The organism is Streptomyces sp. 1114.5, assembly GCF_003635085.1.
In the GTDB taxonomy this organism is placed as follows: Bacteria; Actinomycetota; Actinomycetes; order Streptomycetales; family Streptomycetaceae; genus Kitasatospora.
In genome coordinates this window covers 135,672-155,816 of the sequence record NZ_RBXE01000004.1, presented here as the reverse complement: position 1 = coordinate 155,816, position 20,145 = coordinate 135,672, and the positions used below count along the sequence as shown (strand labels likewise).

At 74.1% G+C, this 20,145-nt stretch carries 21 protein-coding genes; 12 read left to right on the top strand and 9 right to left on the bottom strand.

Annotated features, from left to right (window positions below; all coding sequences use genetic code 11):
- Positions 1 to 11: 11 nt before the first annotated feature.
- The 3 genes from BX285_RS39015 (at position 12) to BX285_RS35770 (ending at position 1,797) form a co-directional block, all read left to right on the top strand.
- Positions 12 to 779, top strand: coding sequence for a phospholipase domain-containing protein (locus BX285_RS39015; protein ID WP_259471037.1), 768 nt, complete (start codon positions 12 to 14; stop codon positions 777 to 779).
- Positions 780 to 870: 91 nt separating this feature from the next.
- A complete protein-coding gene (locus tag BX285_RS35775; RefSeq protein WP_097234639.1) occupies positions 871 to 1,344 on the top strand; it encodes a VOC family protein in 474 nt (157 codons plus the stop codon).
- Positions 1,345 to 1,347: 3 nt separating this feature from the next.
- A complete protein-coding gene (locus tag BX285_RS35770) occupies positions 1,348 to 1,797 on the top strand; it encodes an SRPBCC family protein (RefSeq protein ID WP_097234638.1) in 450 nt (149 codons plus the stop codon).
- Positions 1,798 to 1,893: 96 nt separating this feature from the next.
- Here BX285_RS35770 and BX285_RS35765 read toward each other — a convergent pair whose 3' ends face one another.
- The 3 genes from BX285_RS35765 to BX285_RS35755 form a co-directional block, all read right to left on the bottom strand.
- A complete protein-coding gene (locus tag BX285_RS35765) occupies positions 1,894 to 3,156 on the bottom strand; it encodes an aromatic acid exporter family protein (RefSeq protein ID WP_121179669.1) in 1,263 nt (420 codons plus the stop codon).
- Positions 3,157 to 3,224: 68 nt separating this feature from the next.
- On the bottom strand, positions 3,225 to 3,959 hold the full coding sequence (locus tag BX285_RS35760) for a polyprenol monophosphomannose synthase (RefSeq protein WP_097234636.1): 735 nt from the start codon (positions 3,957 to 3,959) through the stop codon (positions 3,225 to 3,227).
- Between the two features lie 182 nt (positions 3,960 to 4,141).
- Positions 4,142 to 5,713 carry a N,N-dimethylformamidase beta subunit family domain-containing protein gene (locus BX285_RS35755; protein ID WP_220784029.1) on the bottom strand — a complete coding sequence of 524 codons (1,572 nt, stop codon included), beginning with the start codon at positions 5,711 to 5,713 and terminating at the stop codon, positions 4,142 to 4,144.
- Between the two features lie 427 nt (positions 5,714 to 6,140).
- On the opposite strand from BX285_RS35755, the gene BX285_RS35750 reads away from it, so the two are divergent.
- Positions 6,141 to 8,021, top strand: coding sequence for an amino acid transporter (locus BX285_RS35750; RefSeq protein ID WP_259471004.1), 1,881 nt, complete (start codon positions 6,141 to 6,143; stop codon positions 8,019 to 8,021).
- 43 nt (positions 8,022 to 8,064) lie between these two features.
- Here the strand turns inward: BX285_RS35750 and BX285_RS35745 are convergent, their stop codons facing one another.
- On the bottom strand, positions 8,065 to 8,334 hold the full coding sequence (locus BX285_RS35745) for a GlsB/YeaQ/YmgE family stress response membrane protein (RefSeq protein ID WP_097234635.1): 270 nt from the start codon (positions 8,332 to 8,334) through the stop codon (positions 8,065 to 8,067).
- A 276-nt stretch (positions 8,335 to 8,610) separates the two neighbouring features.
- Here BX285_RS35745 and BX285_RS35740 point away from each other — a divergent pair, with 276 nt between their 5' ends.
- Entirely contained in the window at positions 8,611 to 8,976 is a 366-nt protein-coding gene (locus tag BX285_RS35740; RefSeq protein WP_097234634.1) for a hypothetical protein, read from the top strand.
- A gap of 423 nt (positions 8,977 to 9,399) precedes the next feature.
- Here the strand turns inward: BX285_RS35740 and BX285_RS35735 are convergent, their stop codons facing one another.
- Positions 9,400 to 10,110: a TetR/AcrR family transcriptional regulator gene (locus BX285_RS35735; RefSeq protein WP_121179668.1), complete on the bottom strand. Its 711-nt coding sequence runs from the start codon at positions 10,108 to 10,110 to the stop codon at positions 9,400 to 9,402.
- Between the two features lie 134 nt (positions 10,111 to 10,244).
- Here BX285_RS35735 and BX285_RS35730 point away from each other — a divergent pair, with 134 nt between their 5' ends.
- On the top strand, positions 10,245 to 11,444 hold the full coding sequence (locus BX285_RS35730) for an FAD-dependent monooxygenase (protein ID WP_121179667.1): 1,200 nt from the start codon (positions 10,245 to 10,247) through the stop codon (positions 11,442 to 11,444).
- A 43-nt stretch (positions 11,445 to 11,487) separates the two neighbouring features.
- Here the strand turns inward: BX285_RS35730 and BX285_RS37810 are convergent, their stop codons facing one another.
- Entirely contained in the window at positions 11,488 to 13,449 is a 1,962-nt protein-coding gene (locus BX285_RS37810; protein WP_259471003.1) for a hypothetical protein, read from the bottom strand.
- 427 nt (positions 13,450 to 13,876) lie between these two features.
- Here BX285_RS37810 and BX285_RS35720 point away from each other — a divergent pair, with 427 nt between their 5' ends.
- Positions 13,877 to 14,503 (top strand): CBS domain-containing protein, encoded by a 627-nt coding sequence (locus BX285_RS35720; RefSeq protein ID WP_259471036.1) that lies wholly within the window; start codon positions 13,877 to 13,879, stop codon positions 14,501 to 14,503.
- Between the two features lie 155 nt (positions 14,504 to 14,658).
- Positions 14,659 to 15,309, top strand: a complete 651-nt coding sequence (locus tag BX285_RS35715) for a beta-glucanase (protein WP_121179665.1) — start codon at positions 14,659 to 14,661, stop codon at positions 15,307 to 15,309.
- Between the two features lie 76 nt (positions 15,310 to 15,385).
- Here BX285_RS35715 and BX285_RS35710 read toward each other — a convergent pair whose 3' ends face one another.
- Entirely contained in the window at positions 15,386 to 15,775 is a 390-nt protein-coding gene (locus BX285_RS35710) for a hypothetical protein (protein WP_121179664.1), read from the bottom strand.
- Positions 15,776 to 15,952: 177 nt separating this feature from the next.
- On the opposite strand from BX285_RS35710, the gene BX285_RS35705 reads away from it, so the two are divergent.
- Entirely contained in the window at positions 15,953 to 16,312 is a 360-nt protein-coding gene (locus BX285_RS35705; protein WP_097234627.1) for an SHOCT domain-containing protein, read from the top strand.
- A 173-nt stretch (positions 16,313 to 16,485) separates the two neighbouring features.
- On the opposite strand, the gene BX285_RS35700 is transcribed toward BX285_RS35705, so the two are convergent.
- Positions 16,486 to 16,896, bottom strand: coding sequence for an organic hydroperoxide resistance protein (locus tag BX285_RS35700; RefSeq protein WP_097234626.1), 411 nt, complete (start codon positions 16,894 to 16,896; stop codon positions 16,486 to 16,488).
- Positions 16,897 to 17,075: 179 nt separating this feature from the next.
- Here BX285_RS35700 and BX285_RS35695 point away from each other — a divergent pair, with 179 nt between their 5' ends.
- From BX285_RS35695 to BX285_RS37010, 3 genes are all read left to right on the top strand, one after another.
- Complete coding sequence (locus tag BX285_RS35695; protein WP_097234625.1) at positions 17,076 to 17,549, top strand: MarR family winged helix-turn-helix transcriptional regulator; 474 nt, start codon at positions 17,076 to 17,078, stop codon at positions 17,547 to 17,549.
- A gap of 267 nt (positions 17,550 to 17,816) precedes the next feature.
- Positions 17,817 to 18,392: an RNA polymerase sigma factor gene (locus BX285_RS35690; RefSeq protein WP_183107364.1), complete on the top strand. Its 576-nt coding sequence runs from the start codon at positions 17,817 to 17,819 to the stop codon at positions 18,390 to 18,392.
- Between the two features lie 11 nt (positions 18,393 to 18,403).
- Positions 18,404 to 19,267, top strand: a complete 864-nt coding sequence (locus BX285_RS37010; RefSeq protein ID WP_147465303.1) for a hypothetical protein — start codon at positions 18,404 to 18,406, stop codon at positions 19,265 to 19,267.
- 21 nt (positions 19,268 to 19,288) lie between these two features.
- On the opposite strand, the gene BX285_RS35680 is transcribed toward BX285_RS37010, so the two are convergent.
- A complete protein-coding gene (locus BX285_RS35680; protein WP_097234622.1) occupies positions 19,289 to 19,993 on the bottom strand; it encodes a GAP family protein in 705 nt (234 codons plus the stop codon).
- Positions 19,994 to 20,145 lie beyond the last annotated feature (152 nt).

Sequence of the window (20,145 nt, the reverse complement as noted above, 5' to 3'; positions counted from 1 at the left end):
AGGTCACCGGCGTGGCCGAGCCCAACATCTCGGCCTGGCGCCGCGCCGTCTGCGGCGACCTCACCAGCTGCTTCGACTTCGCCGCCCCCGAGTACTCGCTCCCGAAGCTGCCCGACACCAAGGCCCTGATGGCCAAGGCCGACGCGGGCACCAAGCTGCCCGGTGTCGCCCTGCCGGCGGTCGGGGCCCAGTCGATGCCGGTCCAGGAGCGCGGCGAGCGTCCGCACCGCCCGCTGCCCTACCAGCCGTGGGCCGACGTCGAGGTGGACCGCAGGACCGGCAAGGTCACCTGCACGATGAGCAACGACGGTTCGGTGGCCTTCCCCTACACCGTCTATCCGAACATCGTGCTCCCCTTCGCGGGCACCCCCTCCACCGTCGCCCCCGGCGCCACCGCCCGGTACGTCTGGGACGCCGCCGCCACCGGCGGCCGCTACGACTTCACCGTCCACGGCCCGGACGGCTTCGTGCGCCGCTTCGCCGGCACCGTGGTCCGCGACGGGCAGGACGGCCAGAACGACGTCGGGGTGCCGATCGTCACCGCCGACCTGCGCGACAACGGCAAGCTCCGCCTCCAGCTGGCCAACGACGGGATGACCGACGTGGCCTTCACCGCCGCGCCCAACGACTTCGCGGGCACCGCGCAGACCGTCTGGGTCAAGCCCGGCAAGCAGGCCGAACTGGCCTGGCCGCTCGACCCGCAGGGCCGCTACGACGTCATCGTGACCGCGCACACCGGGCAGCGCTTCGCCCGGCGCTACGCGGGCTGGGTGCACTGATCCACGGCCCGGCCGCGGCCGGGGGCGCCGAACCGGTGACCCCCGGCCGTGGCTCGGCCCACCGCTCCGACCCCGCCGCTACCGTCGGCGCATGCAGAAGATCGCCACCTTCCTCTGGTACGACGACCGGGCCGAAGAGGCCGCCGCCTTCTACACCTCGCTGTTCCCCGACTCCCGCATCACCCGCGTCACCCGCTACGGCGAGGCCGGCCCCGGCGTGCCCGGCTCGGTCATGACCGTCGACTTCGAACTCGCCGGCCGGGAGTACGTGGCCCTCAACGGGGGCCCGGAGTTCACCTTCACCGAGGCCGTCTCGCTGCAGGTGGAGTGCGACGACCAGGAGGAGGTCGACCGCCTCTGGGCCGCGCTCACCGCCGACGGCGGCCAGGAGGGCCCGTGCGGCTGGCTCAAGGACCGCTTCGGCCTGTCCTGGCAGATCACCCCGCGCGTCCTGCTCGACCTGGTCGGCGGCGAGGACCGGGCCAAGGCCGACCGCGTGATGGCGACCATGCTGCGGATGCAGAAGCTCGACATCCAGCCGCTGCTCGACGCGGCCGAGGGCTGAGCCGTGGCCGCCTTGACGCACCGCAGCATCGTCTACCTGCGGGCCACCCCCGAGCGGGTCTGGCACGCGCTCACCAACGCCGACGAGTCCGGCCTCTACTGGGGCCACCGCAACGTCTCGACCTGGCTGCCCGGCACGCCCTGGGAGCACCAGCGCAGCGACGGCTCCGGGATCGCCGACGTCATCGGCATCGTGGAGGCCGCCGACCGCCCGCACCGGCTGGTCACCACCTGGGCCGGGCCGCAGGAGCAGCGCCCGGGCGGGCCCTCCCGGGTCACCTTCGAGATCCGGAGCTGGCAGGACCTCACCCGGCTCACCGTCACCCACGAGAACCTGGCCGACGAGGCCGAGCGGGCGGACGCGGAGCAGGGATGGTCGGCGGTGCTCTCCAACCTCAAGACCTACCTGGAGACCGGCCACCCGCTCCCGCAGCAGCCCTGGCTGATGCCCTGAGGCCCCGAAGTCCCGGGTGTTCCCCCGGCCGGTGAAAGCACCGGATCCACGGAGAACACCGGATCCACGGAGAACACCGGCGAGGGGAGCGCCGGGTCAGCGCCCGGCCTCCGCCGCCGGGCGCTTCCGCCTCGCCCGGCCCCGGCCCCGGCCCCGCTCGCCGCGCAGGAAGCGGCGCAGCCCGGCGAAGCGCGCGAACCGCTCCCGGTTCGACACCGAGGCCCGGTCCAGCTCCTCCATCAGCCGCCGGCTGCGGTGCTCCAGATCCAGCTCGTCCAGGATCCGGTCCACCTCGGCCAGTATCGAACCGTGCAGCTGCCAGGCCTCCGGATGCTCCTGGACCTTGCGCAGCAGCACCTGGGCGACGTTCTCCCGGCAGGCCCAGGCCGCCGCCAGTTCGGCCGTCAGCCGGCCCTCCGCCTCCTCGGCGTCGCGGCTCACCTGGGTGGTGACCAGCACGGCGAAACTCACCACCGCCCCGCCGACGTGGTCCAGCAGCTCCTCCAGGCCCACCGCGACGTCCGGCGGGAAGAGCCGTTCGCCGGGGGCGCGCCTCTTGGCCAGGTCGGTCAGCGAGCGGGCCAGCACCCGGACCACGACGACGCAGATCTCCAGCGTGTCCAGCCCGGTGCGCAGCACCAGCCGGGACAGCAGCCCCTCGCTGATCCGCGGGTTGAACCGCAGGCTGTCCTCGGCCTGGCGCAGCGCCGCGTCCACCTCGGAGATCGCCTGGTCCAGCCGGCGGGCCTCGTGCAGCCGCTCGGCGGCCCTGGCCACGGGGATGGGCCGGCCCAGCTCCTCGGCGATGCCGAGCAGCAGTCGGCGGGCCCGCCGGGCGAGGTCCTCGATCGACTCCCCGGCGGTGTCCACCCAGACCGGCGGTGCGAACAGCAGGTTGAACAGCAGGCCCACGACGGCGCCGATGACCGTCTCCAGCACCCGGTCCCAGGCCTGCGAGGCCAGTTTGGTGACGCCCAGGATCAGCATCGCGCTGATCGCGACCTCCTGGACGAACTCCTCGACCCGGACGAACCGGCCGACGACCAGCGAGGCCAGGATGATCAGCCCGAGGCTCCACCAGGAGAGCCCGACCACGGCGCTGAAGCCGATCGCGATCAGCACCCCGACCACCACCGAGTTGACCCGGCGGATGCTGGTCTTCAGCGTGGAGTAGACGGTGACCTGGACGACCAGCAGCGCGGTCAGCGGTGCCGTCAGCGGAGCGGGCTCGCTGCTGAGCTGCGTCGCCACCGCGTAGGAGATGGTGGCTGCGACGGTGGCCCGGAAGGTCTGGACCACGAAGGGGTCTCGGGCGCCGCGGCGGATCAGAGCCGTGAGGGACTCCGGGAGAAGGGCCATGAGGCCCTTCTTTCCCCGCAGCCGCCGTTCACACTGCTCCGCGGCCCGCCCGGCACCCGTATGACCCCTCAGTCGCCGCGCTTGAAGCGGAGCTTCCAGGGCGCCAGCGCGGACTCGACCTGCACTCCGACGCTCATCTTCGAGGCGCCCTCGATCCGCTCCTCGAAGCGGATCGGCACCTCGCGGATCGTCATGCCCTGCTTGACCACCCGGTAGTTCATCTCGACCTGGAACGAGTAGCCGTTGCTCTGCACGGTGGGCAGGTCGATGGCGCGCAGGGTCTCCGCGCGCCAGGCCTTGAACCCGGCGGTGGCGTCCTTGACGCCCAACCCGAGGATGGCGTTGACGTAGAAGTTGGCCCAGGCGGACAGCGCCTTGCGGTGCCAGGGCCACTCGGTGGCCGTCGAGCCGCCGGGGACGTAGCGGGAGCCGAGCACCACGGCGGTGTCGCCGGTGAGCAGCGTGCGCACCATCTCGGGTATCACCGCGGCCGGGTGCGAGAGGTCGGCGTCCATCTGGACCACGATCTCGGCGCCCTCGGCCAGGGCCCGGTCCATGCCGGCCAGGTAGGCGCGGCCGAGGCCGTTCTTCTCGGTGCGGTGCAGCACGCCGACGGTGCCGCCGGAGTCCGCGGCGAGCTTGTCGGCGAGCTCGCCGGTGCCGTCGGGGGAGTTGTCGTCGACCACCAGCAGGTGCAGGTTCGGCACCGGGAGTTCCGCGAGCAGCCCCGCGAGGACCGGGAGGTTCTCCCGCTCGTTGTAGGTGGGGACGACCACCACGACCTTGGGGGAGGCCTCGACCATGTTCTGTTCCCTCGTTATCCTCGTCGGCCGGCCGCGGTGCCACACCGGTCCGGATCTGCTGGACGACCTACGCTGCTTGGACCGTGCGAGTGTATCGGGGGCGTGATCCTTCTCCGGTCCGGGGGCGCCCGGTCGGTGGGGTGGACCGGGCCCGGCGATCCGTTCGGGCGCGACGGGCCGCGTTACGCCGGGCCGTAGACGGATGCGAGGTTGTCCTGGGCGGGGTGGGTACGGGCGGCCGGGCCGGCGGCGAAGGCGCGCAGGACGTTCTCGGTGACCTTGCGGACCAGGTCCCCCGCCCGGGAGTCGATGCCGTGGTCGGCCTTGCCGCCGCCGGGGCCGGTCGCGTCGAGGGTCTCGACCCAGCGCATCGTGCCGGAGGCGAAGACCCCGGCGCCGCCGGGCACGGTGTAGTAGGCGGTGTCGGCGTGCGAGTGGCGGCCCTCGCAGACCACCGGGGAGTGGGCGATCACCTCGATCGGGCGCGGGGTGGGAAAGTCGCTGTTCACCCGGTCGTACTCGACGCCGACCAGGTGCGGGAAGGACGCGCCCGCCGTGACCCCCGTCCCCTCGAAGGCCCAGTGACCGGGTGAGGTGACCACGTACGGGGCGTCCACCGGGTAGCCGTCGTAGATCACGCCGAGCATCGAGCTCTCCGGGTCGGCGCCCGGGCCGGCCCGGAAGTCGGTGGTCGCCGGGGCACCCGCCTGATGGCCCGGGTCCTGCGCCCAGGCGTCCTTGTAGCAGACCACCGTGCGCTCCGGGCCGAGGTCGGTCGGCTCGAAGCGGACCCGGCGGAAGCAGCAGTTGGCGCCCAGGATCGCCAGGTTGGTCCCGGCGTCGCGGGCCGCGGTCACGTGGGCGCGCTGTTCGGGGGACCAGTACTCGTCGTGACCGAGTGACACCACGGTGGTCGCGCCGTCCAGCAGCCCCGGCTCGCGGGCCACGTCGATGCCGGTGGTGTAGGCGAGCGGCAGGCCCAGCCGCTCGGCGAGCGCGACCAGCGGCGCCTCGTAGACCAGGAACAGCCCCGCGCCGTGGTCGTAGTCGTACGGCCGGTCGAAGACGACCTTCAGCGAGCGGGTGGCCAGGCCGCCGGTCGGGCCGTTGTAGAGGCTGTGGCCGCCCCACTCGTTGTAGGCCTGCCAGGTCGCCGGGGCGCTCATGATCACGGTCTTCCCGGCGGTGGCGGCCGAGCGGACGGTGAGCGGGACGTAGCGGCGGCCGGTGCCGTCCTCGGCGTCCAGGCGCAGCAGGTAGGCGCCTTCGGGCCAGCCGGTGGTGTCCACGGCGAGGGTGCGCGGCCAGCCGGTCAGCACGGTGCGGGTCGCGGGGTCGACGTGCGGGGCTGCCTGCCGGCCGCCGGGGACGTGCTCGCGGCGCCAGACCAGGCGGGCGCGGGCGCCGCCGTACCAGCCCATCCGGTAGGCGGAGACGGTGAAGGCGGCGGCGGGGGTGGAGACGTGCAGGCCGAAGGGCTCGCCGGGTAGCACGCTGACCCGGTCGGCGAAGCCCTCGATGGCGGAGTCCGGGCCGGGGTCGGTGATCTCCCAGCCGGGTGTGCCGGGCAGGGCCTGCTCGTTGGCTGGGTCGGCCTTGCGGCCGGCCGGGGTGGGGCCGTCCGGGCCGTCCGCTCCGGGTGGGCCGGAGGGGTGCGGGGCGGGGGCCGCCTCGGGGTGACGGGCGCCGCAGGACGTGACGGCGGCCGCCATCAGGCCCAGGCCCAGAATCCCGCGCCGGCTCGGTTCCGCCACCGTGGCCTCCCTGTGGTTCGCAGCTGTGCCCGTCGGCCCGCGCCGACGAGGCCCGCACCTGTGGTGTGTCAACCCCCTGCGTCAACCCTGGCGTCAACGCGCGCCGACATCCTCCCCTCTTACGGGGGACGCACACGGCCCAACGCGCCGGGCCGCCGGGCCCGGCCGTACGCCGCCCGCCGGCCGGGAGGGCCGTACGGGCGCACCCTGGCGTGTTGGTCCGCAGGGTTCCCGGGCCGAGCCGATCCGGTCACCTAGCCTGACCAGGCCCGCCGTCCGGCGGCCACAGGGGGTCCGGGACCGCACGCGGCCGGCCGAGTCGTGGACAGGGGTGTACGTGGTCTCGTCGGGTTCGTCCGCAGCGGGGGTGCCGCCGCGGACCAGGGGCGGCCGGTTCCGGGCCTGGCTGCTGGAAGGCCTCGCGGACATGGCCAAGCAGCACCCCGGCCCGCACGCCCAGGCACCGGAACACGAGGGCCAGAGCTGGTGGCGGGTCATGTGCCTGACCGGTGTGGACTACTTCTCGACCCTCGGCTACCAGCCGGGCATCGCGGCCCTGGCCGCCGGACTGCTGTCCCCGGTGGCGACCGTCGTGCTGGTGATCGTCACCCTGCTCGGAGCCCTCCCCGTCTACCGGCGGGTGGCCCGGGAGAGCCCGCACGGCGAGGGGTCGATCGCGATGCTGGAGCGGCTCCTCTCCTTCTGGCAGGGGAAGCTCTTCGTCCTGACCCTGCTCGGGTTCGCCGCCACCGACTTCATGATCACCATCACCCTGTCGGCCGCCGACGGCGCCGCCCACCTGGTGGAGAACCCGCACGTGAGCAGTGCGCTCGGCGGGAAGCAGATGCTGGTCACCCTGGTCCTGGTGGCCCTGCTCGGCGCGGTGTTCCTGCGGGGCTTCGGTGAGGCGATCGGGGTCGCCGTCGTGCTGGTCGCCGTGTACCTCGTGCTGAACGTGGTCGTGGTGGCCAACGGCCTCTGGCACGTCCTGAAGGCGCCGTACCTGGTCACCGACTGGGCGGACGCACTGACCGCCGAGCACGGCAACGTGATCGCGATGATCGGCGTCGCGCTGACCGTCTTCCCCAAGCTCGCGCTCGGCCTCTCCGGCTTCGAGACCGGTGTCGCCGTGATGCCGCACATCAAGGGCGACCCGGAGGACACCGAGGAGAACCCGGCGGGCCGGATCCGCGGCGCCCGCAAGCTGCTCACCACCGCGGCCGTGATCATGAGCTGCTTCCTGATCGCGACCAGCTTCATCACCACCGTGCTGATCCCCGCCGAGGCCTTCAAGCCCGGCGGGGAAGCCAACGGGCGAGCCCTCGCATTCCTCGCCCACGAGTACCTGGGCAGCACCTTCGGGACCGTCTACGACCTGTCCACCATCGCGATCCTCTGGTTCGCCGGTGCCTCCGCGATGGCCGGGATGCTCAACCTGATGCCCCGCTACCTGCCGCGCTACGGCATGGCCCCGCACTGGGCGCGGGCCGTGCGGCCGCTGGTCATCGTCCTCACCCTGATCGCCTTCCTGGTCACCTGGATCTTCGACGCCAACGTCGACGCCCAGGGCAGCGCGTACGCGACCGGCGTCCTGGTGCTGATCAGCTCCGCGGCGATCGCCGTGACCATCGCCGCCCACAAGGCGGGGCAGCGCCGCTGGCGGGCCGGCTTCGCGGTGGTCGCCGCCGTGTTCCTCTACACCACGGCGGTGAACATCGCCGAGCGGCCGGACGGCGTCAAGATCGGCGCCTGCTTCATCGCGGGGATCATGTTGGTCTCCTTCCTCTCCCGGCTCAAGCGCGCCTTCGAACTGCGCGTCACCGACGTGGTGCTGGACGACGTGGCGGAGCGGTTCGTCCGGGACTACATGCACCGCCCGCTGCGGCTGATCGCCAACGAGCCGAACAGCCGGGACCTGCCCGAGTACCGCGACAAGATCCACCAGATCCGCCGGGACAACGACATCCCGGCCGAGGACGACCTGGTCTTCGTCGAGGTCACGGTGCTGGACCCGTCCGACTTCGAGGCCGAACTGACCGTGCGCGGCGAGGTGCTGCACGACCGGTACCGGGTGCTGTCGCTGCAGAGCTCCAGCGTGCCCAACGCGCTGGCCGCGCTGCTGCTGCAGGTGCGCGACCTCACCGGGCAGCAGCCGCACATCTACTTCGAGTGGACCGAGGGCAACCCGTTCGCCCAGTTCCTGCGCTTCTTCCTGTTCGGGCAGGGGGAGATCGCGCCGGTCACGCGCGAGGTGCTGCGCGAGGCCGAACCGGACCGCTCGCGCCGCCCGGCGGTGCACGTGGGTTGAAGCGGCGGGCCCCGCGGGCCGGCGGTTCAGTCGGGCTGTCGGGTCAGCGGCTCTGGTGGGACCTGCTCCAGGCGGGTGCGACGAAGGCCACCAGGGCGACGGCGAAGCCGAGTTGCAGGATGTGGCGGATCCAGTCGATGCCCGAGGTGTGGCGGACGCCGATCCAGCCCGAGACGGCATTGCCGAGCCAGGCCCCGGCGGCGCCGAGCAGCATGGTCAGCCACCAGGGGATCGACTGCGGCCCGCGCAGGATCAGCTTTGCGAGCACGCCGAGCACGAAGCCGATGAGCAGAATCCACAGGAGCTGGAACATCGCTCCACCCTTCCGGGCGCCACCGCAGCCGACCGGAGCCGACCCGTGCGCCGAATCGCCGAGACGCGGTTCGTCCCATGATCACCCGGATCGGCCGGACGGGCATGTCGGCGGGGAACACTGCAGGTCACGGAAGTATGGGGCGGTCCGTACCCGGCTGGCAAGAGCGAGATCGCGCCGCCGGACGGGCCGGAAATCCGCTGTCCGCCGCGGCCGCGGCACGGATAGGAATGGGCGTGACGCGGAAGCGCCGCGTCAGAAGGAGGAGCCGCTCCCGTGATACGTCTTCGTGCCGCCGCCCTGACCCTCGGCTGTACCGCCGCCGCGCTGACCCTGACCATGGGTACCGCCCAGGCCGCGCCCGGTGACACCACCAACGTCTGCTCCTCCACGCTGACGCCGGACGGCTACGTGGACGTCCAGTGGTGGAACAGCGCGGGCTGCGGCTCCGGGTTCAACCCCAACTCCAAGAAGATCATGCAGCTGACCGGCTACCCGGTCGGCACCGTGGTCAACGCCTGCGCCTCCACCTGGCCGCCGGCGGGCTGGACGATCGTCAGCAGCTACTACAGCTCCGGCTGCAACTACTCGGCGGTGCCGAGCTTCAACGCCAACACCTGGCAGCTGAAGCGCGTCTCCTGACGGCAGCGCCGGAGGAGTGACGGCGGCCGGGGCCTCAGCGGTCCCGGACCGTCGCGACGGCCTCGGGCCCGTCCAGCGGACGTCCGGGTGCGGATCGTCCGCCAGGCCGGCCGGCAGTTCGGCGACGCCCGGCGTGGCCCGGCCGCCGAGGGCCCAGACCAGCGCCTCCCGGACGCCAGGGGCCGGCTGGGCGGCCAGGCGGGCGGGCCAGGCGGCCACCGGGCCGCGCCGGCGCATCCCGGACCGGTCCAGGACGGACAGGAGTTCGGCCTGGCCGCGGCTGTCGGCCCGGAGCCCGGCCCGGCGGATCCGCGGTGTGTTCGCCCGCGGCGGTCAGGTGCGCGGACCTCGCCCTGGGGCGTGATGCCGGTGGGCGGGCACGCCGCACTCCGAGGGGTTTCCGGGCGCGTGCCCAGACGGATCCTAGGGCTGTTGCGAGCGGCGGGCGATCAGGGCGGCCAGGCCGTCGAGGATGCGCTCCAGGCCGAAGTCCAGGGCCTGGTCGCGCCCGTTCGGGTCGGCCATGGCGGCTGCGACGGCGGGGAAGCGGTCGGCGTGGGTGCGTACCACGGGGCCGAGGGCGGCGAGGAGTTCGGCCTCCGGTGAGCCCGCCGGGCCGGCGGCGCGGGACTGCCCGGCGATTCCGCGCACGTGTCCGGCGAGCAGCACGGCGGCGTCCATCCGCTCGGGCCCGGTCAGGCCGTGGCCGTCGAGCGCGGCCACCGCCCGTTCCAGCCAGGCGAGTTCCCTGGGGCCGAGCACCCGGGGGCCGACGGTGGCGTCCAGCAGCCACGGGTGCCGGTCGAATGCTTCGCTCAAGTGATGGGCCCAGGCGGTGAGTTGTTCCCGCCAGTCGGCGCCTTCCGTGGGTGCGGGGGGCGCGTCGACGGCCGACTCCACCATCAGCGCGACGAGTTCGGCCTTGCCGGGGACGTAGCGGTAGAGCGACATCTTGGTGAAGTCGAGCAGCCCGGCCACCTTCTGCATCGACACCGCGGCCAGGCCTTCCGCGTCCGCGACCTCGACGCCCGCCGAGGCGATCCGCTCCAGGCTGAGGGCTGGCTTCGGCCCGCGGGTCGGTTTGGCGGGCGGGCCCCAGAGGAGCCGCACCATGTCGTTCGCCGCCTCGCCCATCGTCTGCTCCTGTCCTGGGGTCAAGCCCCGTGCTGCCTCGGGGGTTGCCCATCCACTCCAACTGCGTCTACCGTACACAGCAATGAACAGTGTCCGCCGGACACAGTTCCTGGCTTCGTGACGGAGTGATCTCCATGAGCACCAAGGTCCTGATCTCGGGTGCGAGCATCGCCGGCCCCGCGCTGGCCCACTGGCTGGGCCGGTACGGCTTCGAGGTCACCGTGGTCGAGCTGGCCCCCGCCCTGCGCGGCGGCGGCCAGGACGTCGACTTCCGCGGCCGCACCCACCTGACCGTGCTGGAGCGGATGGGCGTCCTGGACGAGCTGCGCGCGCTCGACACCGGTGGCAGCCCGATGACCTTCGTGGACGCCGATGGTCGTCAACTGCTGCACCTGCCGGCCGAGTTCGCGGGCGGTGACCTGGAGGTCCCGCGCGGCGAACTCGCCCAGCTGCTGTACCGGCACAGCAGCACCCGCGCCGAGTACGTCTTCGGCGACACCATCACGGCACTGGACGAGACGCCGAGCGGGGTCCGGGTCTCCTTCCGGCGCGGTGAGTCGAGGGAGTTCGACCTGGTGATCGGCGCCGACGGGCTGCACTCCACCGTCCGTCGGCTGGCCTTCGGCCCGGCGGAGGACTACGTCCGCCACCTCGGCTACTACGCGGCCACCTGGCAGCTGCCGAACACGCTCGGACTGCCGACCGGCTCGGTGGGCCTCAGCGTCCCCGGCCGGCTGATGTCGGTCGGCGCCGGCCACCGGGACCGGAGCAGGGCGGGCGCCTTCTGCCTCTTCGCCTCGCCCGAACTGCGCTACGACCGCCACGTCCCGGCGCAGCAGAAGGCGCTGATCCGTGGCGCCTTCGCCGGCCTCGGCTGGCGGGTGCCGCAGCTGCTGGAGAGCCTGGACGCCGCTCCCGAGCTGTACTTCGACTCGATCAGCCGGGCCGACGTGCCCGCTTGGTCGACCGGCCGGACCGCCCTGATCGGCGACGCCGCCTGCGGCGCGACCATCGGCGGCATGGGCACCGGAACGGCCGTGGTCGCCGCCTACGTCCTGGCGGGCGAACTGGCCCGCGCACGCGGCGACCACCGCACCGCCTTCGCGCGCTACGAGAAGCTGCTGCGCGGCTACGCGCAGGGCTGCCAGAAGGGCGGCGACCGCACCGGGCCGTTCCTGGCGCCGCGCACGCCGAGGGGGCTGCGGTTCCGCAACGCGCTGCTGAACCGGCGGTGGGCGCTGGACAAGATGCTGGAGCTGGGCAAGCAGGTCAGCAGCGTCGAACTGCCGGACTACGAGGCAGAGTTGTCCGGCCGGTCCGGAGCGACGCGCTGAGCGGGGCAGTGGCCCGGTGCAGCGGCAGCCGGACGGGCGGGGCTCAGTGGGGCGGGCCGATGCGGCCGCCGTTGTCGAGGAGCGCCTCCACCTGGACGGCCGCCCGGGAGGGGCGTTCGACGGCGAGGAGGTGGTCCGGCGCGGGCCGGTCGGCGGACCAGTCCTGGCCCTTGACGGTGAACCGGGTGACCCGGCGGCTGCCCGCCACGAGCAGGTACTCCGAACCCTGCGGGGAGCGCCACCACGTCCAGGCCACCGTGTCCTGCTCGAACCGGCTGCACGCCCGGCCCGGACCGCCGCCGGTGCGCTGCGGACCGCGCGCGCCCGGCAGGACGACCGCGGTGGCGGCGCTGCCCTCGCCGTTCCAGCGGTCGGCGCGCAGGCAGACCCAGGCGGCCGAGCCCGCGTTCTGCGGCAGCGGCTGGACGGCGAAGGCCCACAGGTCGAGCTGTTTGACGCCCGGCGTGCCGTCCGGGACGGCGCAGCCCGTACGGGCCCAGGCCTGCAGCGCGTCCTGGGCGGTCGCCTCGCGGGATGCGAGGGCGGGCTGAGCGGACAGGGCGGGCTGAGCGGCTTGGGAGCGGTCGGAGGTGGCGCGGTCGGACTGGGGGGCCTGGGGCCGGTCGACCGGGCTGCGGTCCGGCGGCGGGGAGTAGGTGAGGTGGGCGGGGACGAGGCCGCCCAGGTCGGCCAGCAGGAAGGCGTGCTTCTCGGCGATCACGGGGGAGGAGTGCAGCTGCAGCAGCGTGGCGCCCCGACAGTCGGCCGGTCCGCCGCCGGGGACCGGGCCCGTGACGGCCTCGGGGTGGTCCAACGGCCGGGCGGGGGCGTCGGGTTGGTCGATCCGGCGGAGCTCGGCGGAGTCCACCCAGGGGGCCAGCAGGTACCGGACCGTGGCGCCCTGGCGGCGCAGGGCCAGCGCGCCCGCGGTGGTCACGTCCGAGTCGTCCGCCCGGGCGAGGTCCAGGCCGCCGTCCGGGCCGCCGTCCGGGGCATCCGTGTAGCGGGCGATCCGCCGCCCGTCGTACAGCACCACCACGCCGGTGCCGTCCACCGTCCCGGCGAACAGCAGGTGCGGTGCCTCGACCGGCGGGGCGGGGTCCGTACCGGGCTCGGCGCGGCTGGGCGGGCCGGGCTGCGCCCAGGCGGTCAGCGCGCGGCCGAGCAGTGCGCCGTCCTCGCGGCGGTCGCCTCGGGCGGGCCAGGCGGAGAAGTCGACCCGGGCGGTGTGCTGCCAGGCGTCCGGGGCGACCCGGACCAGGCGGGCCGGGTCGGCGGCTCCCGGGGGAACGGCGGAGGCCGGAGGGGCGGGTGCGGCGGGGCCGGAGCCGCCCAGCACGGCCGCCGTGGTGGTGAACCCGAGCACCCCGACCGCCAGTGCGGCGGTCAGCGTCCGGCGGCGGCGCAGCAGATCGGTGGGCTGGACCCGGACGGCGCACGGGTCGAAGGCGGAGGGCTCCGGGTCCGGACCGCACGGCACCCCGGCGGCGGCGTCGACCGCCTCCTCCGGCCGCGCCGCCCCGGCCTGCCGCAGCACCGTGGCGGCCTGCTCGGCGTCCAGCCCCTCGACCGCCCGCAGCGCGAAGGCCGCCCGGGGCGGGGCGTCCAGTGCCGCGAGCGCGCGGTCCAGCGCCGCGTCCTCCTCGCCGCCGTGCGGGGTGAACAGTCGCAGGCCCCAGGCCCGCGGTGCCAGCAGACGCCCGGCGGGGCGGGGCCGCAGCGCGGCGCGCAGGACCCGCAGGCGCAGCTCGGCGTAGACCGGATCGGCCTCGGCCTCGGCGGCGGCCGGTTCGGTACGGCGGGTCCAGCGGAAGGGCAGGGCGCGCTGCACGACGGCATGGGCGGCGAGCACCCTGCTGTGCCGGTCCCGGTCGGCGGGCAGCGCCAGGTAGGCGAGTCGGACCAGCCTGCGGTAGTGGCGCACCAGGGCGGCCTCCGCCTGCGCCACCGGCCGCGCCGCCCCGCCCCGGGCCGGCGGTGCCGCGCCCACCGTCCGTCCTGCCAAGGGGGACCTCCCGGAAGCCGTGGTGCTGTCGTGGTGGACGGTCCAACGAGTCGATCATGTGATGGTTGCGCCGTCCGGGGCGACCGAGCTGAGGCGGCGGGCGTGAGGCGGCCGACGTGCGGGTGGCGGGCGTGAGGCAGCCGACGTGCGTGCGGCGGTCGGCGGGTGAAGGCCTGGTGGCCGAGGACGCTCGGCAACTTCAGGCGCTCGGTGGCGTCGGTGCCCCGGTTGCGGCTGGTAGAGCCCCTGTCAGGGCCGTGCCTGCGGGGCGGGGTCCAAGGTCCCACCCGTTCGGCCCCTTGGCCCCTGGCGGTTCGGCCGGCCGCGCGCCATGCTGCCGGTACCGGCCGGGACGATCCGCGCCCGGTCGGACCAGCACCGTTGGACGAGGTGAACCGGCGTGCGGCATGCCACCGTCGAATCCGTGATGACCAGCCCCGTGGTCCTGGTCTCGCCCGAGACCGGCTTCCAGGAGATCGTGACGCTGCTCAGCGAGTACGACATCACCGGGATGCCGGTGGTGGACCCGGAGGGCCGTCCGCTCGGCGTGGTCTCGGAGGCCGACCTGCTGCGCACCCTGGCCGCGCAGGAGGACCCGGGCAGCCTGCTGCCGGCGCCCGAGTCGGCGAAGGCCGGCCCGGACGGCGCCGTCACCGCCGCCGACCTGATGACGACCCAGCCGGTGTGCACCACGCCCGGCACCAGTGTGGTCGCGGCGGCCCGGATGATGAGCCGGCACGGGCTGAAGCGGCTGCCGGTGCTCGACGAGGAGGGCCGCGTCATCGGCATGGTCAGCCGGGGCGACCTGCTGCGGGTGTTCCTGCGCGAGGACATGGTGATCCGCCGGGACATCGTCGAGGAGGTGCTCGGCCGGATCGAGGGCGTCAGCCCGGCGGAGATCGGGGTGGAGGTCAACCAGGGGCGGGTGGTGCTCAGCGGCACGGTGCCCGAGCCGCACCTGGTGCCGATCGTGCTCAACCTGTGCCGCTCGGTCGACGGCGTGGTCTCGGTCACCGACCGGCTCGGCGCCGGGGGCGCGGCGGCGGTCGGCTGATCCGGCGGTCGTACCCCGGTCTCGTACCCCGGCTCTCGTACCCGACTCTCGGACCCGCGTGGTCCGCTTCGCATACAGCGGAGCGTATCGGGTAACTCACTCTGTGTGCCCGGCCGATCGGACTGCCGGGGCGCCGGAGCACCGGGGAGGCAGCCGTGGCAGTCGTGTTCGACGCTGACTTCACTTCGACCAGGCAGTGGATCGCGGGGCGCAGCAGCGCGTACCCCAGGATGGGGCCCACCAACCGGAGCGACCACAAGCTCGACTACCTCAGCCGCGGGTACTGCCCCGGCGGAGTGTTCACCGCGACCCGGCGGCACAACGGCGGGCTGTGGAACTGCAACCTGCTGACCACCGAGGGCAGTCCGGACGGTTTCCAGGTCCGTACCGGGGACGTGCTGTCGGCGCGGGTCACGCTGCCCGTCGAACTGGGCGCCTGGCCGGCGATCTGGACCTGGCGGGACGGCGGCAACGAGGTCGACGTCTTCGAGTACCACCCGGACAACCCCGACCTGTTGGAGATCTCCAACCACGTCCGCGGCGGCTTCCGCTACTGGCACGGCGGCGGCGCCGGGATCGCCCCCGGGGCGACCTTCGACCTGCGGGCGGTGCTCGGCGCGCACTCGGTGGACTGGTACGTGGCGGACGAGCTGGTCTACGCGGACCTGCACGGGGTGGGGGCCGGGTGGCACGCGTACCTGATCGTCAACCTGTCGGTGGCGGACGGGACTTACCATGACCGGCCGCCGATCGGCGGGCCGGACCGGCTCAGCTGGGTCTGCCATAGCCTGCAGGTCGAGCGCTGAGGCCGGGGTGGGTCCCGGGCGTCGGGCCTCGGGCTTGCGGCTCGGAGCTTGGTGCTCGGTGCTCGGTCCTCGTGACTCAGGGAGCGAAGGCGGCGGTGATCGGGCCGTGCGGGCCGTGGCGCTGGAACCAGACCGCCCGGCGGTTCGGCCCGATGTGGGCGGGGTCCGTCACGTAGAGGTCGTTGCGCGGGGCGCGCTCGTTGCCCGGGGCGAGGGCCGCGTCCACGGCCTGTGCGGCGAGCGTGCGCAGCAGGGCGGTGGCGGTGGCCTCGGCGGCGGACGGTGCGATGGCGAGGGCGGTCAGTTCGGCCCAGAGTGCGGTGGAGACATAGGCGATCGGGCAGTGGCCGAGCGTGGGGTGGGGGCTGGGGTCCGCGTGTCGACGCAGCACGCCGGCGGCGACGAGCTGCTCGGGGGGGCGGCCGTCCTCCGGGGGGTGGTGGGCCGTCCGCGGGTACTGGGTCACGGGCGGCACGCTACCTCGTGGGCGTTCACCTGGGCGCCGGAACGTTTTTCTCAGGCTTTCTTCACGGCGCTTTCACCGCTGCCGGGCGCAGGATGGTGATAGGGCGTTCCTGTCGGATGCGCCCTGAAGCGCCGGTCACCTCGGCGGGCCCCGACGGGGCCGGAGGAGGAGGTCCTGATGAGGCACTGGCATGGGTTCGGGCACGGACACGGCGTTGGCGGCTGGGGCATCGGGCTGATGGCGATCGGGACGCTGCTGGTCCTGGCGGTGCTCGTACTGCTGGCTGTCGCCCTGGTCCGGTACCTCTCCCGCACGCGGCAGCCCCTCCCGCACGGGTCGACAGTTGCGGGTGTCGCGGGGCCCGGGCCGGGCGGTGCGCGCGGGTGGGCAGCGGGGCCGACGCCGGAGCAACTGCTCGCGGAGCGGTTCGCGAGGGGCGAGATCGACGCGGAGGAGTACCGGCACCGGCTGGAGACGCTGCGCTCGGCGAACGGGCCGGGTGGTCAGGCCGCCGCTCCGGGCGATCGGCCCGGCTGATCCGGGCGGCTCGTAGCCGGCGGCGTCCGGTCGGGGACGGCTCGGTCGGAGTGCTTCGGACAGCACCGGGCCCGCCGCAGGATTCCTGCGGCGGGCCCGGTGTCGTCGGTCCGACGGTCGGAGCCGGTACGGCTCCGGGGCCGGACGGCTGCCCGAGGTGAAGGGGCGGGTGCTTACTCGACGACGAGCTCGACCGGGATGTTGCCCCGGGTGGCGCGGGAGTACGGGCACACCTCGTGGGCCTGCTTGACCAGCAGCTCGCCGGTCTCGCCCGCGAGGGACTCGGGCAGCTCGACGCGGAGCACGACGGCGAGGCCGAAGCCGGCGCCGTCCTTGCCGATGGACACCTCGGCGGTGACCGAGACCTCGCTGGTGTCCACCCGCGCCTGGCGGCCGACCAGGCCGAGGGCGCTGGCGAAGCAGGCGGCGTAGCCGGCCGCGAACAGCTGCTCGGGGTTGGTGCCCTGACCGTTGCCGCCGAGCGCCGCCGGCATCGCCAGCGCGAGGTCCAGCTGCCCGTCGGAGCTGACGGCACGGCCCTCCCGGCCGTTGGCGGTGGCGGCTGCGGTGTAGAGCGCGTCCATGGTCGGTTCCCTTCGTGGTGCTGCGGTTGCTGGTGCTGCGGTTGCTCGGATCGGCCAGGGCCCGGGTCGTCGCGGTCGTCGTTCTGGCGGTCCGCTCGTGCCCTGCCGTGAGACAAGTAGAGCACGCAATTCAATTGCGCACAACTAAGTCGTGCGAGCGTGATCGGTACCATGGAGCCATGACCACGCTCCCCGGCATGGCGGACGAGGAACTGCTCCGCCTCGACCAGCAGATCTGCTTCTCGCTCAACGCGGCCTCCCGCGCCTTCGGCGGCGTCTACCGGGTGCTGCTCAAGGACCTCGGGCTGACCTACCCCCAGTACCTCGTCATGCTGGTGCTCTGGGAGGACGGCGAGCTGCCCGTCAAGCGGATCGGCGAGCGCCTGCGGCTCGACTCGGGCACCCTCTCCCCGCTGCTCAAGCGGCTGGAGGCGGCCGGCCTGGTGAGCCGCGAGCGCAGCCCGGAGGACGAGCGCTCGGTCACCGTCCGGCTCACGCCCGAGGGGTCGGTGCTGCGCGAGCGGGCCGGACAGGTCCCGCGCCGGCTGCTCGCGGCGACCGGGCTGCCGGTCGAGGACCTGGCCGCACTGCGCGGGCTGCTGGAGCGGGTGACGGGCGCGCTGGACTCGGCGGCGGTGGAGCCGGCGCCGTAGGGGTGGGTGTCGTGCGGTTCCGGGGCTTGTCAAGCCGGCCTGTCGTGCGGTGTGATCTGGGTCACGTGAAGTGGGTTGCGGCGGCGTCGGTGAGCCCGAATCGGCAGGTCAGCGGCAGCGTTCGAAAGTGAACGGAATCGTTCGCCAATTGTCCGCCCGATCCGGTCAACATCCCGCGCCTCCCGGACGGTTACACCACGAGCCCCCAGGGGCCGTCGGCGTGCCACCCGGTGGGCCGGCCAGCTGACCCAGAAAAGGGGGGCGTGCGTGAACACTCCCGGGCCGGGCGGGGAGCGGGGCCTGCGGGCGGACCCGCTCGGCGACCTGCCGACCGACTTCGAGGTCTTCTACACCCGAGAGAACTCCGGCTACCTCCGCTACGCCCAGCAGCGCCTGCGACACCGCGAGGACGCCCAGGACGCGGTCCAGAACGCCGGTGCGACGCTCTACAAGAACTGGCGCCGCGCCCTGGCCAGCGCCGATCCGCAGGCCTTCGCCTTCAAGATCGTGAAGGACGCGGTGGTCGACGTCCTGCGCGAGCGCCGCCGCACCGAACGCAAACGGCTGCGGGTGATCGCCCAGCGCCGCCCCGACACCAGCCAGGACGAGCTGAACGAACTCGCCGAACTGGACGCCCTGGACTGGGCGATGGACGAACTCGCGCGGGCCGCGCCGGGCCAGGCCGACGTGGTCCGGCTGCGCCAGGCGGGCCTGTCGTACCACGACATCGGCCGGTCGCTCGGCATCGCGCACACGACCGCCCGCACCTACTACAGCCTCGGGCGGCGGCACCTGGAGTACCTGCTGGAGCACCCGGAGGACGACGGCGGGGCGGAGACGTGAGGGGCGGGGGCGTGCGGGGCGGGGGCGTGCGGGTCGGGGGCGTGCGGGTCGTGGAGGTGCTGCGCGCGCACTCCGCCGAGCTGGAGCGGGAGTTCGACGACCACGACCCGGTGGCCTTCACCCGGCGGTTGGCCGAACGGCTCGCCGCTGCCCGTCGTCCCACGCCGGCCGTCCGGGAGCGCCCGGCCCGTCCGCCGGCGGGCGCCCGGCCGCCGCACGCCCCGGCGGCCGGGCCGAACCCGGGGGCCGGGACGGCGGTCGGCGCAGGCTCGGGTCTCGGTTGGGGCTCGGGGCCCGGGTCGGGCCCGGGGGGAGGATCGGGTGTGGGGCCGGGCGTGGGACCGGGTGTCGGCTCGGGGCCGGCTTCGGGCCAGCCACCCTGGGGCGGAGGGCGAGCGGAGCTCCGGCGGGACCTCCGGCACCTGTGCGCGGGCGTGACGGGCGCGGTGGAAGCGGGGGAGCTGGCCCTGGACCTCGAACTCGCCGAGAAGACCGCCTTCCGTACCCTCGGCTGCCTGCTCTACGGCCTGGGCCGGGCGGCGGACGGCGTGTTCTGGTGGCGGATCGCCGCCCAGTACGGGGACCAGCTGGCCGTGCACTGCCTCGCCGTGCACTACACGGCCGAGGGCGAGCGGCACGACGCGGCCCGGTGGGCCGCCCAGGCCCAGGACCTCAGCGCCCCCGGCCGACTGCCGGACCTGGCACCCGACGTACGGCCGGGCGGCGCGGCCGAGCTGGCCCGGGTGCTGGCGGAGCGCTACGACGGGGAGATCCTGCTGACGCTCCGGGAGGCGCTGGCAGCGCGGCCGAGGGCGGAGCCGGTGCGGCTGGGTGTCCGGGCGGTGCGGGGGCGTGGTGTGGTGCGGATACGGTGACGGGGTCTCTGGCGGCGGTGATCAGGTGAGTCCGGAGATGGCGTCGCCCACGTAGCCGGTGCCCAGTACGGCCGGGACCGTGATCAGGACCGCAGAGCTGTGGGCGGATGTCCAGGCCCTCCACTCGCCGAGGCGCCGGGCGGAATGCTCCCCGCCGCGCAGCCGGACCGCGAGCGGCAGGAGCGTGCAGAGCGAAGCGATCACCACCATGAGTGCCGCTGCCACCGCCTCGGTTCCGACGCCGGTGGTGGCGGCGGTGGCGGTGGCGGTTCCGGCTCCGGTCCCGGTGGCGACGATCGAGACGGCCCCGCCGAGAGCCGGCAGCAGCGTCTTCGGGCTGCGCCCGACCAGCGTGAGGCCGAGGCCGGCGGACCTGGCGGCGGTGTAGCGGTCGACGGCCCGTAACCAGCTCGGCGGAGCCGTGATGTGCCCCGCCCGTGGCCGGTCGTGCCACTGTTGCGCGGCGGAGAGGACGAGCAGCACGCCCAGGCCGAGCTTGACCCAGGACGACCAGGTGGCAAGAGGCTCGGTCCGGTTCAAGGCCGTACCGGCCGCCAGGACGGCGGCCACCGGAGCGGCGAGGCCGAGCGCCCAGCCGGCCGCGAAGGCGAGCCCGTTGGTCCGGCCGCGCGGGGTGGCCAGGATCAGGACCACGGTGATCAGCGGCAGCGGGCTGAACGCGATCGCCACCGCCGAGGCCAGCATCGAACCGACCGCTTCACCCATCCCGGTGCCCGCCTTCCCGTCTCCGGGCGCACGTCCGCCATTCAGCTACGGCGAGGCCCGGCGCGCACGGTCGACTCGGCCGTCCGGGTGAGGGGGAGCAGGCCCGTGGGAGGGGCGCAACGGCGGTGGCCAGGGCTGCGGTGAGGACGGCG

Bases quoted from the DNA above. Each gene is read 5' to 3' on its own strand.
- BX285_RS35730 (WP_121179667.1), top strand. From the start codon at position 10,245: ATGAGCACCAAGGTCCTGATCTCGGGTGCGAGCATCGCCGGCCCCGCG.
- BX285_RS35750 (WP_259471004.1), top strand. From the start codon at position 6,141: ATGGCCAAGCAGCACCCCGGCCCGCACGCCCAGGCACCGGAACACGAG.
- BX285_RS35735 (WP_121179668.1), bottom strand. From the start codon at position 10,110: ATGGGCGAGGCGGCGAACGACATGGTGCGGCTCCTCTGGGGCCCGCCC.
- BX285_RS35760 (WP_097234636.1), bottom strand. From the start codon at position 3,959: ATGGTCGAGGCCTCCCCCAAGGTCGTGGTGGTCGTCCCCACCTACAAC.
- BX285_RS35775 (WP_097234639.1), top strand. From the start codon at position 871: ATGCAGAAGATCGCCACCTTCCTCTGGTACGACGACCGGGCCGAAGAG.
- BX285_RS35765 (WP_121179669.1), bottom strand. From the start codon at position 3,156: ATGGCCCTTCTCCCGGAGTCCCTCACGGCTCTGATCCGCCGCGGCGCC.
- BX285_RS35720 (WP_259471036.1), top strand. From the start codon at position 13,877: ATGACCAGCCCCGTGGTCCTGGTCTCGCCCGAGACCGGCTTCCAGGAG.
- BX285_RS35705 (WP_097234627.1), top strand. From the start codon at position 15,953: ATGAGGCACTGGCATGGGTTCGGGCACGGACACGGCGTTGGCGGCTGG.
- BX285_RS35745 (WP_097234635.1), bottom strand. From the start codon at position 8,334: ATGTTCCAGCTCCTGTGGATTCTGCTCATCGGCTTCGTGCTCGGCGTG.
- BX285_RS35695 (WP_097234625.1), top strand. From the start codon at position 17,076: ATGACCACGCTCCCCGGCATGGCGGACGAGGAACTGCTCCGCCTCGAC.
- BX285_RS35700 (WP_097234626.1), bottom strand. From the start codon at position 16,896: ATGGACGCGCTCTACACCGCAGCCGCCACCGCCAACGGCCGGGAGGGC.
- BX285_RS35680 (WP_097234622.1), bottom strand. From the start codon at position 19,993: ATGGGTGAAGCGGTCGGTTCGATGCTGGCCTCGGCGGTGGCGATCGCG.